Annotated in this window: 14 protein-coding genes; 2 read left to right on the top strand and 12 right to left on the bottom strand. The window is 48.3% G+C overall.

From position 1 onward, the window contains the following. The coding region (locus tag AC6R0L_RS17800; protein ID WP_500630004.1) for a GAF domain-containing protein at positions 1–772 on the bottom strand (772 nt) is incomplete at its 3' end. 322 nt (positions 773–1,094) lie between these two features. On the opposite strand from AC6R0L_RS17800, the gene exaC reads away from it, so the two are divergent. Then, entirely contained in the window at positions 1,095–2,615 is a 1,521-nt protein-coding gene (exaC, locus tag AC6R0L_RS17795; protein ID WP_500630003.1) for an acetaldehyde dehydrogenase ExaC, read from the top strand. 69 nt (positions 2,616–2,684) lie between these two features. Here exaC and AC6R0L_RS17790 read toward each other — a convergent pair whose 3' ends face one another. The 3 genes from AC6R0L_RS17790 to AC6R0L_RS17780 all read right to left on the bottom strand — a co-directional run bounded on the left by AC6R0L_RS17790 (position 2,685) and on the right by AC6R0L_RS17780 (position 4,780). Continuing rightward, on the bottom strand, positions 2,685–2,879 hold the full coding sequence (locus AC6R0L_RS17790; protein ID WP_487901596.1) for a hypothetical protein: 195 nt from the start codon (positions 2,877–2,879) through the stop codon (positions 2,685–2,687). Positions 2,880–3,045: 166 nt separating this feature from the next. Beyond that, positions 3,046–3,825 carry a sulfite exporter TauE/SafE family protein gene (locus tag AC6R0L_RS17785; protein ID WP_334551632.1) on the bottom strand — a complete coding sequence of 260 codons (780 nt, stop codon included), beginning with the start codon at positions 3,823–3,825 and terminating at the stop codon, positions 3,046–3,048. 124 nt (positions 3,826–3,949) lie between these two features. Beyond that, complete coding sequence (locus AC6R0L_RS17780) at positions 3,950–4,780, bottom strand: DUF6279 family lipoprotein (RefSeq protein ID WP_500630002.1); 831 nt, start codon at positions 4,778–4,780, stop codon at positions 3,950–3,952. A gap of 336 nt (positions 4,781–5,116) precedes the next feature. Here AC6R0L_RS17780 and AC6R0L_RS17775 point away from each other — a divergent pair, with 336 nt between their 5' ends. Then, positions 5,117–5,461 (top strand): DUF3316 domain-containing protein, encoded by a 345-nt coding sequence (locus AC6R0L_RS17775; RefSeq protein ID WP_487901599.1) that lies wholly within the window; start codon positions 5,117–5,119, stop codon positions 5,459–5,461. A 144-nt stretch (positions 5,462–5,605) separates the two neighbouring features. Here the strand turns inward: AC6R0L_RS17775 and rplT are convergent, their stop codons facing one another. From rplT to AC6R0L_RS17735, 8 genes are all read right to left on the bottom strand, one after another. Further along, positions 5,606–5,959: a 50S ribosomal protein L20 gene (gene rplT, locus AC6R0L_RS17770; RefSeq protein ID WP_009841742.1), complete on the bottom strand. Its 354-nt coding sequence runs from the start codon at positions 5,957–5,959 to the stop codon at positions 5,606–5,608. Positions 5,960–6,000: 41 nt separating this feature from the next. Beyond that, positions 6,001–6,195 carry a 50S ribosomal protein L35 gene (gene rpmI, locus AC6R0L_RS17765; protein WP_140131889.1) on the bottom strand — a complete coding sequence of 65 codons (195 nt, stop codon included), beginning with the start codon at positions 6,193–6,195 and terminating at the stop codon, positions 6,001–6,003. Between the two features lie 112 nt (positions 6,196–6,307). After that, on the bottom strand, positions 6,308–6,859 hold the full coding sequence (gene infC, locus AC6R0L_RS17760) for a translation initiation factor IF-3 (protein ID WP_334552191.1): 552 nt from the start codon (positions 6,857–6,859) through the stop codon (positions 6,308–6,310). Between the two features lie 3 nt (positions 6,860–6,862). Then, a complete protein-coding gene (gene thrS / locus AC6R0L_RS17755; protein WP_334551616.1) occupies positions 6,863–8,791 on the bottom strand; it encodes a threonine--tRNA ligase in 1,929 nt (642 codons plus the stop codon). Between the two features lie 203 nt (positions 8,792–8,994). Continuing rightward, positions 8,995–10,533 carry an NAD(P)H-hydrate dehydratase gene (locus AC6R0L_RS17750; protein WP_500630001.1) on the bottom strand — a complete coding sequence of 513 codons (1,539 nt, stop codon included), beginning with the start codon at positions 10,531–10,533 and terminating at the stop codon, positions 8,995–8,997. A gap of 69 nt (positions 10,534–10,602) precedes the next feature. Continuing rightward, positions 10,603–11,037 (bottom strand): PAS domain-containing protein, encoded by a 435-nt coding sequence (locus AC6R0L_RS17745; protein WP_500630000.1) that lies wholly within the window; start codon positions 11,035–11,037, stop codon positions 10,603–10,605. After that, the gene (locus AC6R0L_RS17740; protein WP_500629999.1) at positions 11,037–12,041 is read right to left on the bottom strand and encodes a response regulator; all 1,005 of its coding nucleotides are present in this window, start codon (positions 12,039–12,041) and stop codon (positions 11,037–11,039) included. The genes AC6R0L_RS17745 and AC6R0L_RS17740 overlap by 1 nt, the downstream gene beginning before the upstream one ends. 94 nt (positions 12,042–12,135) lie before the next feature. After that, positions 12,136–13,239 (bottom strand): response regulator, encoded by a 1,104-nt coding sequence (locus AC6R0L_RS17735; protein WP_500629998.1) that lies wholly within the window; start codon positions 13,237–13,239, stop codon positions 12,136–12,138. Positions 13,240–13,242: the final 3 nt, after the last annotated feature.

Genomic DNA, 13,242 nt, shown 5'->3' with positions numbered 1-13,242 from the left:
TTAAGCCTTGCTGGCGTTGTGATTGCTCAAGTACTTGCTCAACCGACATGCCAATTAAACCAGAGTGACGTATTAGCTGTGAAGCCACTGGGTTGTGGGCCAAGACCTTACCTCGCTCATCAGCAATCACTATGCCTTGCCAGCCAGAACTGAGGAAGGAAGAGTCTGTAGCTAAGTTGAGTTGCACAGCACCGTCAGGTACAGAGGCTAACAATCGGTTTTCCACCATCTGAACCATATTTTGCACCAGTAACTGCTCGGTGGCATCGTGGGTTTTCTGCTCACTAGTGACATCCAAGATACCAACCAAGGTACCTTGATGATTGAAGAGTGGGCTCGCCGAACAACTGATGAATCGGTGATGTTTGATGTAATGTTGCTCCCCAACGATGGTGAGCGCGCGACGTTCATGGATCGCAGTACCGATGGCGTTGGTTCCCTTAACATGCTCCAACCAACACGAACCTGTGCCGAGTGAAATGGCCGCTAATTTATCGCGAAATTTATCTTGTCCCCAAGTCGCGAGAATCACGCCCTGTGGATCGGTCAAGATCAAACGACTGTCTGTGCGAGCCATCACTTGATTGAACAGAGGAAGCGCACTGGTTTCCACCGCCTCAATGACCTCACGACATTGAAAGCGACGTTCATCCAATTTCGCTTTGCTTAACGTAATGTCTTCTGGCTTCCTCACTTCTCTTAGACCCGCATGGCTACTGCGTGTCCAAGAAGAAGCCAACCAGTCTTGCGTGTTCATCGATCGCAGCTGCATACCTGCTCCAATAGTCAACAATCAGATGTGTCAATTTGGAACAGCTGAACATTCCTGCCCGCTTTCCAAAGCGCAAAAAACTCGCACCCATAACACCGTTACATTATTGGAAACTCTAGCTCGACAACATATTTACAACAAGTTTTTAACACTTGGTCTGTGATTTGCCTAAGTATTTCTTGTCCATGTGTTTAAAACACCGTGCGATAGATTCGAAGATCAGTACCTTCGCCGATTTGATACACATGAACAATCTACCCAGAACAATAACGATAGCGCCCAGCGCTACCAGTAATCTGAACGAGAAACAAAAGGACTTCACATGATCTATGCTCAACCCGGAACTCAAGGTTCACTTACGAACTTCAAGTCTCACTACGACAACTACATCGGAGGAGAATGGGTGAAACCAGTCAGCGGCAAATACTTTGACAACGTCTCTCCCGTCAATGGCAAAGTGTATTGCCAAGTCGCACGTTCTTCCGCCGAAGATATCGAACTCGCACTCGACGCGGCGCACCACGTTCGCTCGGCATGGGCATCCACGAGCGTCACTGAACGCGCCAACATCCTGCTTAAAATCGCAGATCGCATCGAGGCTAACCTTGAAGAACTGGCCGTGGCCGAGACTTGGGAGAACGGAAAACCGGTACGTGAAACGCTGGCCGCTGATCTACCGTTAGTTGTCGACCACTTCCGCTATTTCGCTGGCTGTATCCGAGCACAAGAAGGCAGCGCCGCCGAACTGGATGCCACAACCGCAAGCTATCACTTTCCTGAGCCGATTGGTGTTGTTGGTCAAATCATCCCATGGAACTTCCCCATGCTCATGGCGGCATGGAAACTTGCGCCAGCGCTTGCCGCGGGCTGCTGTGTGGTATTAAAGCCGGCCGAACAAACACCCACGTCCATCTTACTCTTGATGGAAAAAATTGGTGACTTAATCCCGGCGGGAGTCATTAATGTTGTCAACGGCTTCGGCAATGAAGCAGGTCAAGCACTTGCTACCAGTAACCGAATCGCCAAACTGGCCTTTACGGGGTCAACAGAAGTCGGTAACCATATCCTCAAATGCGCCGCGGATAACTTAATACCATCAACCGTTGAGCTGGGCGGTAAATCGCCCAATATTTACTTCCCTGACATCTTTGAACACGAGGATGAGTACCTAAATAAATGTATAGAAGGCACATTGCTCGCTTTCTTCAATCAGGGCGAAGTCTGTACTTGCCCTTCTCGTGTCTTGGTGCACGAAGCCGTGTATGACCAGTTCATTGCCAAAGTCGCAGAGCGAGCAAAGAGCATTCAACAAGGCAACCCACTTGATACGGACACACAAGTCGGAGCACAGGCCTCTCAAGAGCAATTTGACAAGATTCTGAGCTATTTGGAAATTGGCCGCCAAGAGGGGGCAAATGTGGTGTTCGGCGGAGAAGTGGCCCCACAAAGTGACGACATTGCCTCTGGCTACTATATCCAACCAACACTCCTTGAAGGCAACAATAAAATGCGTGTCTTCCAGGAGGAAATTTTCGGTCCTGTCATTGCGATCACCAAGTTCAAGGATGAAGCAGAAGCGCTCGCGATAGCCAACGATACGGACTACGGCTTGGGGGCTGGCGTGTGGACTCGTGACGCCAACCTTGCCTATCGTATGGGGCGTCACATCGAAGCTGGCCGAGTGTGGATAAACTGCTACCATGCCTACCCTGCCCACGCCGCCTTTGGAGGCTACAAGAAATCAGGCATCGGGCGAGAGACACACAAAATGATGTTGGATCACTATCAAAACACCAAAAACTTACTCATCAGCTATGACGTGAATCCACTTGGGTTCTTCTAGGTAAGGCCATCCGACGTTACACTGGGCACACTCGCATGTGCCCATTTTCATCTGGCCACTTGAGCAATGCTAGAGTGATCTTTTTGAGGATTGACGCGCTTTCTTCACGTCATCCCAATACAGTACTCCACTAGCCACCAGCGCTAAAAGTGACACCGTAAACAGCGCCGGCATACTCAAAATCCATGCAAATACCGCTGCGAGAAAAGCCACAAAACAGATCATACGGCTGCTCGACATCACGCGACCTAGTTTTCTACTCATAACGCCTCCTATCACTGGAAAGAAATGGGAAAACTGGGTGATATTGGTGACAGATGCTCCGTCATGAGTACAGTTAGAGAGTGGCAGAAAAGGAGATAAATTAACCTAAAACAAGCTCAAAATAGCTTTAGATGTGATCATGGCAGTCAGCACAGCACAAAGCGCATCACCACTCGTCGATAGGCCAATATACATCAATAAAGAAGTACACCGTCATGACCAAGCTAGACAACGCAACGAAACGCTTCACTGTTTGCTGCGCTACTCGCCTAGACACACGTGCCGCCAAATACCCGCCGCTTAGTGTACCCATCATGACCGCTATACCACGTGGCCAGTCTATTGCCCCTTCAGCGACAAAAATAACGATCGCCACCAAAGAGACCGCCGAGGAAATCAGCAGTTTAAGACCGTTCATTTGATTAATATTTTGATAGCCTGCTAACACAAGGTAGCTCAATACAATCACGCCAAGCCCTGCATTGAAGAAACCGCCATACGCCGCGACGAAAACCAAAAACAGTGTCAAGATGACGCTTTTAAGTCGAACTTCTCGAGTCGGATGTGTCGCCAGACGTGACGCCCATGCGCTAATGTGATGACCATAAATAAACAGCAAGGTAGCAAACAGCAGCAGCCACGGAATTGCACCAAGAAACTGCTGCTCTGAGACACTCAATAACAACCAAGCACCTAACGCTCCGCCGAGTAAACTGCCCAGAACAATTCGAATAATTTGTTTTTTTTCAGAAGCGATGTCTTCACGAAATCCATAGGCGCCACTGAGGTAACCCGCGCAAGCGGCAAAGGTATTGGTGGCGTTTGCAACAATTGGCGGCACGCCAACAAACATCAGCGCAGGAAAAGTGATAAAACTGCCACCCCCAGCGACGCTATTGAGTATTCCCCCCAACACGCCAGCGACGAACAACACTGCCCAATCCATACCACTCCAACCTTCGCTGCAAAACCCATAATCTAACCAGTTTTCGAGGCGAGCCCAAGTAAAGAGCAACGAAACTGTGCGTTGGCTAACTTAGACCAAGGTATTGATTTCTCGCTGTTAATGTTCATCGAATTGACAGTGCAATCTCCTTCCACTCCTGGATTTCTTGTCGATAGTGCGCAGTCTGATCAGGGGTCATGCTGTTGATAATGGTCACCAGGTAACGTCTCGACAGTTGCTGGTTGTATTCAATTTTTTGCTCCAAATCGGCGCTATAGAGCTTGTCTGGAGTATCCATCAACGATTGTAGCTTGGGTTGGAAGAGTGAAGGCTCGACACGTACAGCAAGTAAGGCATTGAGCTCAACACGCATACGCGTCTGATGCGCGACCCAATCTTGGTTGGTCAGTGTCATGTCCGCAACCCATTGATCAACCATCAGTTGCTGTTCATCGGTTAAGTCACCGACCCAAGTTTCGATATTCTCTTCTATACGCGTTTTGTATCGTTGCCGAATCGCTTGTTCAGAAAGGTCTTGGTAACGTTTTTTGTACTGGGTGTGCTTTACTCGGATATTGTCCATGAGCTCTTCAACTTGCTCATCAGACAGTTGGCTGGCCAGTTCGTAGAGTTCTGGCGTCACTTTTGCGACCAGACGAGTCGTGTGCGCCTCGAGCTTCTGCTGCTCAGAGATCAGATCATCGACAGTAAACGTGGCTGGCTCAATCGCCATCAACTCATCCAAATGTTCAATATAATGTGGGATCTCTTGCTCACGGTGCCACTCGCTCAAGGTGGCGATCTTCTCGCTTGCGAGGGACTCTTGGTCATCGTCCAGTTCAACGTAGTCTTGTAAGTAACGTACCAACAACCAATCCATATTGTTGTACACAAACTTAGTACTGCACCCCACTAAACCGAGCGCGATCAAAAGCATCAGTCCAAATTTCTTCATTGCGGTTTCCTTTGCAACACACTGCTGATGTCCATTCTGTTTATCACGACTGCGCACTGGCAGTGGTGATAAACCAAGCAATATTAATACCAAACTTGAAAGTTGCTATTGGTCGGTCAAGGCCTTCACCTCTATTCAACACTCCATGACCGACTTCTTTAATACGACCACAAAAATCCATAGAAGTTTGACATTGTTAACGCTAGGTTGCGCCAACGTCAGCATCGTATCCAAACTCTTTACACAAGCTGTAATAAGAATTACTTACCTTGACAGACGCAAAATCGATCACTCGCTAGTATAGACATCAACGGTAACCAATAAGGAGTCTCCGTGATGAAAAAACTCATTCTACTTTCAACGTTAATCCTAAGTTCTTCTGTGTTGGCGTCAACGCAAACTACCCAATCACATCGCTCACTGACGACGGGTGATTATCAGAGTAAGCAGATGGCTTACGAGGCGGGCTTTAAACTGATGGAAGAAGTGCGCGCCATGGATGCATCGGAGTTAAAACGTACACTTCCTATCCATCAAAGTAACGTTCTACTACCTTCTATCAAAGTGGAAGATATGACGGTCACCGTCGAAGAGTTCGCTTCTGAACGCGGCCAAGTTGCCTATAAAGCGCTAGTGAACGTCGACTATGAATATCAGTACCGCGAAAGCAATAATAGCTAGTAGCGCCCTTTCTCTGAAACAACAAAACGCAGGCATTTGCCTGCGTTTTGTTTTGCCTTGTTCCAAAAGATCGCATCCGATAGACAGGCAATAAAAAAGGAGAGCCTAAGCTCTCCTTTTCCTAATCCTAACAGCGAACTCTAATTAAAGAGCTGCTTTCGCTTTTTCAACAAGTACTGCGAATGCAGATTTGTCGAATACCGCGATGTCAGCAAGGATCTTACGGTCGATCTCGATAGATGCTTTCTTAAGACCGTTGATGAAACGGCTGTAAGATAGACCATTTTGACGAGATGCAGCGTTGATACGAGCGATCCATAGTTGACGGAACTGACGCTTCTTAGCGCGACGGTCACGGTAAGCGTATTGACCAGCTTTAGTAACTGCTTGGAAAGCTACGCGGTAAACACGTGAACGTGCTCCGTAGTAACCTTTAGCTTGTTTTAGAACTTTCTTATGACGTGCACGAGCTTGTACACCACGTTTTACGCGAGGCATTATGCTTCTCCTAAACTAAACGATAAATAAACTAAAAAGAATTAAGCGTATGGCAACATACGGGTAACAGCAGCCACTTCACAACGTGGAAGGATTGCGTTAGGACGTAGTTGACGCTTGTTCTTAGTAGTACGCTTAGTCAGGATGTGACGTTTTGTAGCGTGCTTGTACTTAATACCACCAGCAGTTTTCTTGAAACGCTTAGCAGCACCTTTGTTGGTTTTCATCTTAGGCATGATGAATAACTCCGCATTGTAGTAGTTTAATAAACACGTAATCAGGGCGAATAAAACCCCGCCATTTGACCGTAAGGTAAACGGCAGGGTTGAATTACTTGTAAGCCGTTAATTACTTCTTCTTAGGGGCAAGAACCATGATCATCTGACGCCCTTCAATTCTGCTTGGGAAAGATTCCACAACAGCAAATTCTACTGTGTCTTCTTTCAAGCGCTTGAGAACATCAACACCGATGTCTTGGTGTGCCATTTCTCGGCCACGGAAGCGAATTGTTACCTTCACTTTGTTGCCTTCTTCAAGGAAACGCGTCAGGTTGCGTAGTTTTACCTGATAGTCTCCAATATCAGTTCCAGGACGGAATTTTACTTCTTTAATCTGGACCTGTTTTTGCTTTTTCTTCTGCTCTTTAGCAGATTTGCTCTTCTCAAAGAGGAATTTACCGTAGTCCATTACACGACATACTGGTGGCTCAGCGTTTGGACTGATTTCAACCAAATCCATACCTGCTTCTTCAGCAGCTGCGACTGCTTCTTGGATAGAAACAACACCCACTGATTCGCCATCAGCACCCGTCAAACGAACTTCACGAACGCCACGAATTTCACCGTTTAAACGATGAGCATTTTGTTTGGCCGGTACTTGGCCGCGTCTTCCGCCTTTAATAGTTTATTCCTCCAGATTGAGCTTACGGGTAGAGATCTCGTCTTGGATGTATGCAATAAAGTCATCCACTTTAAATTTACCGAGGTCTTTACCTTTACGAGTACGTACTGCGATTTCGCCGGCTTCCATCTCTTGGTCACCACAAACCAGCATGTATGGTACACGCTTTAAAGTATGTTCGCGGATTTTAAAGCCAATCTTCTCATTTCTCAAGTCTGCTTTTGCTCTAATTCCAACTTTTTGTAGTTTTTGAGCCACTTCCTTCGCGTAATCAGACTGCTTATCAGTAATATTCATGACAACAGCTTGCTCAGGAGATAGCCAAGTTGGGAAGAAGCCAAAGTACTCTTCGATGAGAATACCGATAAAGCGCTCAAGCGAGCCCAAAATCGCACGGTGGATCATAACAGGAACTTGACGTTCGTTGTTCTCATCCACATAAGAGGCACCTAGACGGCCAGGTAGATTGAAGTCTAGCTGCACCGTACCACATTGCCATGCACGATCGAGACAGTCATACAGAGTGAACTCGATCTTAGGACCGTAAAATGCACCTTCGCCCTCTTGAATTTCGTATGGAATGTCCATCGATTGTAAAGATTGCTTCAACGCTTCTTCCGACTGATCCCAGATCTCATCTGATCCGACTCGCTTTTCAGGACGAGTGGAGAGCTTAACGACGATGTTCTCGAAGCCAAACGTCTGGTATGTGTCGTAGACCATCTTAATACAGCCCGTCACTTCCTCTTGGATTTGACTCTCTGTACAGAAGATGTGCGCGTCATCTTGCGTAAAACCCCGCACACGCATGATACCGTGCAGGGCACCTGACGGTTCATTACGGTGACAAGAACCAAACTCCGCCATACGCAGAGGCAAGTCACGGTAAGATTTCAGACCTTGGTTAAAGATCTGTACGTGACCTGGGCAGTTCATTGGTTTGATGGCGTATTCACGGTTTTCTGACGACGTGGTAAACATCGCATCGGCGTATTTATCCCAGTGACCTGAACGCTCCCAAAGCACGCGATCCATCATCAATGGACCTTTCACTTCTTGGTAGTCGTACTCTGTAAGTTTTTCACGAACAAACACTTCCAAATCACGGAAAATAGACCAACCGTTGTGGTGCCAGAACACCATACCCGGTGCTTCTTGCTGCATGTGGAACAAGTCCAGCTGCTTACCGATTTTGCGGTGGTCACGCTTGGCGGCTTCTTCTAAGCGTGTAAGATGCGCTTTCAGCGCTTTCTTGTCGTGGAAAGCCGTACCATAAATACGCTGCAACATTTTGTTGTCGCTGTTACCACGCCAGTAAGCACCCGCTACATTCAGTAGCGTAAAGTGCTGACAAAAACCCATATGTGGTACGTGAGGACCACGACACATATCGATGTATTCTTCATGATGGTAGAGGCCTGGACGGTCATCGCGTGCGACGTTCTCATCCAAGATTTCCATTTTGTAAGTTTCACCACGTGATTCAAACGCATCACGTGCTTCCTGCCAACTGACTTTCTTCTTAATGACTGGGTACTTGGTTTTCGCCAGTTCTTTCATGCGCTTTTCGATCTTTTCAAGATCTTCTTGCGTCAATGACTCTTCTAAGTCGATGTCGTAGTAGAAGCCACTATCGATGGTCGGACCGATCGCCATCTTCGCGTTCGGATAAAGCTGCTTGATCGCGTGACCTAACAAGTGCGCACATGAGTGACGCACGATTTCAAGACCATCCACTTCATCTTTTACTGTGATGATTTCAAGGCTTGCATCCGCTTCGATGAGATCACAAGCATCGACACGTTGACCATCAACACGCCCCGCAATAGTAGCTTTCGCCAGACCAGGGCCGATAGATTGCGCGACATCAAGAGTAGAAACAGGGTTGTCAAATTGACGCTGACTGCCGTCAGGAAGAGTAATAATAGGCATTTAACTGTCCTTTACAGTGGTGTTGCACACCAAGCAACACTTGCAATTCATACGTATCTTTCACGGCCGGGATAATGGCCGTCAAAGGCGAGAATTCAGCTCCTTTTATATGCAAATACGGATGCACAACTCAGGAGCGAACGAGCATTCTAACGTAACTGACTCAAATAACAATCAATGTCACAAAAAAGTGATGATTTGGCTTATTGATTGAGCTGGTAACGCACCTCAGTAATAAGATCACTGGCGAGCAAACCAACCTGGTCTTCGCGCCGTGCTAACTCATCCGCCGCAAGACTGTGAAGGTAGACGCCAAGCTTTGCCGCGTTGCTGAGTGATAATCCTTGAGCCAATAACGCCGCGATAATTCCGGTCAATACGTCGCCCATACCACCACTCGCCATGCCCGGGTTGCCCGCAAAACACACAGAGGTCACCTCGCCATCATAAATGAGTGTCCCAGCTCCTTTGAGAACGACGGTGCCGCCGTATCGTTGTTGCAAAGCCTTGATTGCGGTAAAGCGATCCACTTCCACCTCTGTCACCGAGCAAGCCAGTAATCTAGCCGCTTCGCCGGGATGTGGGGTAATGACACGCCGTTCATCGTAGTTGGGTTGATTGGCAAGTCGATTTAAACCGTCGGCGTCGACGACTTTAACTTGTTCATATTGCGCGGCATGATCATACAATGCGTGAGACCAAGCGTCTTGACCCAAGCCAGGTCCAATAGCCAACACTTTTTGCCCTGCAAAACGGCGACAGATCATGGCTAAGTCTTCTCGCCATCCTTCACTCATCACTTCAGGACATGCGACTTGAAGCGCGGTGACATTCTGTGGGTGGCACAGAACGCGAACAAGACCAGCACCGCTTCGCGCCGCAGCCTGAGCGCACAGACGAATCGCACCGCCATAGCCTTGGTTGCCGCCCACACACAGCAATCGCCCGTGATCGCCTTTATGTGCTAAAGCATGCCGCTTTGGCTTAAGTGCTTGCATCTCAGATTCTGACAACCGCTCCGTGTTACTGCGGACCAAGGACGAAAAGGACTCATCTACCCCCAAACCATCGAAGTGGAGTTGACCCACCACGGCCCTCGCCTCCCCTGTCACCAGTCCGCGCTTAATACCAATAAAGGTTAAAGTGTGGTCGGCCGCTATGCATGGTGACTTGCCCTTAATTCCTAGTCGAGTGCCAGAGTCGGCGCATAGCCCAGACGGCACATCGACACTGATGACTGGACAGGGAGTGTGAGAGAGAGTCTCAGCGACCGTGTCGATAATGGCTTGCGTCGGCTGACGAACCGACCCTTTTAATCCGGTGCCAAGTAATGCATCGACAATCAGCGCTGAGCGCAAAAGATCCCGCTTGAGCGCTTCGGCATGATGCTCAGTTTTAAAATAACGGATCTCGCCTCCCGAACGCACAAAGGCGAACTTCGCGGTCTCAGCGTCTCCTTGTAGTTTAGATTCATCGCCACTGAGCCACAGAGTAACGTCATACCCCGCTTGACGAGCAAGACGAGCGACCACAAATCCATCACCGCCATTATTGCCCGTTCCACACAATATCGTGATCGACTTGTCTTCAGGGTATAAGCGCTGAATAAGCGTCAAAATCGCGCGTCCTGCGCGCTCCATCAATTGATAAAGCGTGATATTGGCTCGCTTGGCAGCCAGCACTTCACCTTGTTTGACTTGATCGGCAGTGTAAAGCCACCGTGGTAGGGTTGTGGAATCCATAGGTCACTCACTGGCTAGAATCGTGCTCTCACTGTCGCACAATCCCAGCCTAGATCGCGACCTTATCGATCACTTTTTTGAGACAAGGGCTTCCGCCGTGGCGTCTTGAATCGAGAGAAACAGCGAGCGAATCTCACCGGTTGGCGTGCGCATTGGGTTTAGGGTGATATTCTGATACATGAAATCGGCTTGTTGCGTCACCGGACGCACGTTACGACACTTAAATAAATAAGGACGTTGCTGCCACGTAATAAAGCTGCGACAGCCTAAGTCGTAGACCGGCTTGGTTTTGAGTTTAAACCAGTCTTGAGGGATCTCAGGGAACAGCTCAAACAAACACTTGCCGATCGCATCATGAGATTGCACGCCGCTATGATGGGTCATAAAGCCATTCCACACTTGGACCTTATGCTCACGGTCGATGACGATTAAGCCCAAATCGACGTTTTGTACCATATCCACCATCCAGTGGAATTGCTCAAATTCAGCAGGAAGATTCAACATCAAAAGTCCTCCATCAAGTACGCCAGCTTATTGTCGAGTAGTGGCAGAGATTCATCGACAAACATAAACAGTAAATCACAACGAATCGATGTACCGTCGATGTTATAACTCACCTCAAAGGTCATGGTTTTGCTAAAAGAGCCCGTCGTTGACTCAATAACGGAGTCAATCGAAATATGCTGCCCGAGTAACACCGGAGAGCTTTGGAAAAAGCGAACTTCAGCTTGTTGGCCCAAACCATTTAAAAACGACCCAACGAGGATGTTAGAGACGTCCATTAGGAGTTCGAGTTCTTCCAACTCCTCACTGTCCGCAGGCACTTTCATCAGTTTTTTCAAATCGGAGACACTGGAGTCACTGAGCAAGACCAGCGCTTCTCCGGCAATCCCCTCGCCACTGAAACCTTGACACACGCCGGAGACTTGGTCATTTTCCGCCAAGTCTCTGAGCGCCATGTGCAGCTCGCTCACTTCAAAAATATTGACGTTCGGCAGCGGCAAATGGACAAACACATCAAAGTGGCGCGCAAGCGCATCTGCGGCGCGACCAATCGACACGTTCGCCACTTCCATGTAGATGTCACGGCGGCGAAGAACCGGCAATTCCAGAGACACGGGAGTCACGATTTGTGGCTTGGCCTGAGGTTCCACCAGATCGCGTAGAACCGCTTTCAACGCGTCTTGATTGATAGGTTTTTGGATGAAGGCTTTCGCCCCCAAAGACATCACACGCTCTTTCGCTTTGGGCTGAATGTCCCCTGACACAACCACAACCGGAATGTCTATGTTGCGTTTTTGGATCTCATCTAAGGTGCCAAACCCGTCCAGCTCAGGCATGGTCAAATCGAGGAACATCAGTTTGAATGAGTTCTCTTCAAGCTGTTTTAATGCATCGAGGCCATGAACCGCAAAACTGATGTCGGCATTCAGCGAAGCAGGAAGTGAACGCGCCATTTGTTTGCGGGCTAAAGCAGAATCATCACAAATAAGAACAGGTAAAGACATTCATGCACCTACTGCTAGTTATTGGTTTAATACTTTCAGTGTAACAGATAGTTAGCAAAGCGAGCATTATGAAACACTAATATAGAGAGAATTCCTATGTCTCATCAGAGGAGTGCTTGTCAGAAAACTCACGGGCAATCTGCGCAAACCGTGACTCTATAGAGAGAAAGACCTCGACAATCAAAGGATCAAAGTGCTGCCCAGCCCCCTCGGTAATGATCGATACCGCCTTTTCATGTGAAAAGCCCGGCTTATAGACACGGTGAGAAATCAACGCATCATAAACATCCGCGACGGCCATTAATCGCGCACTGAGTGGAATCGCCTCACCCGAAAGTCCATTGGGGTAGCCACTTCCATCCCATTTTTCATGGTGACCGCTCGCGATCTCTTTGCCGACCTTAAGAAAGTCACTTTCAAAATCCAACGAATCTTCAACGATTTCAATCACAGTCTGCCCAATCGCCGCGTGGGTTTTCATGGTGGTAAACTCTTCATCCGTCAGTTTTCCGGGTTTGAGCAACACCTGATCCGGAATTCCGACTTTACCGATGTCATGCAACGGCGCCGATTTGTAGTAAAGCTCAATCACCGTAGGCGTCAGTACGTCTTGGTAGTGGCCCATGGCAACCAGCTGCTCCGCTAGAGCTTTGATGTAGTGCTGTGTTCGTCGAATATGGTTTCCGGTTTCGTTATCTCGTGTTTCCGCCAGCGAGGCCATGGCACTCATGGTGGCGTCTTGCAACTGCTCTAACTCTCGAGTCCGCTGTTTGACTTTCTCTTCTAAAATTTCATTTTGACGTGCCAGCACTTCCTTCGCTTGCGCAAGTTTAAGGTGGGTATTCACTCGAGAACTCAAGATAGGTGGACTGATTGGCTTAAGGATGTAATCCACGGCGCCCACTTCAAATCCACGTTGTTCGTCCTCGATTTGCGACTTGGCGGTTAAGAAAATAACCGGGATCTCGGCAAGTTCAGGATCCGCCTTCAGTCGTTTACACACCTCATACCCATCCATTTCAGGCATCATTATGTCCAGTAAAATCAGGTCCGGACGTTTGGCTTTCGCGATGTCTAGCGCTTGTTGACCACCCGTTGCGAGCATCACTTTGTGCTCGAGCCTAAGTAGTGCACTGATCAGCACGCGATTTTCAATGTTGTCATCGACCGCTAAGATCTTAGCTTTGCCGGGCTCCATTTT

The organism is Vibrio sp. R15-SG3-ISO1A (assembly GCF_059833955.1).
This window is presented reverse-complemented; position numbering and strand designations above follow the sequence as displayed.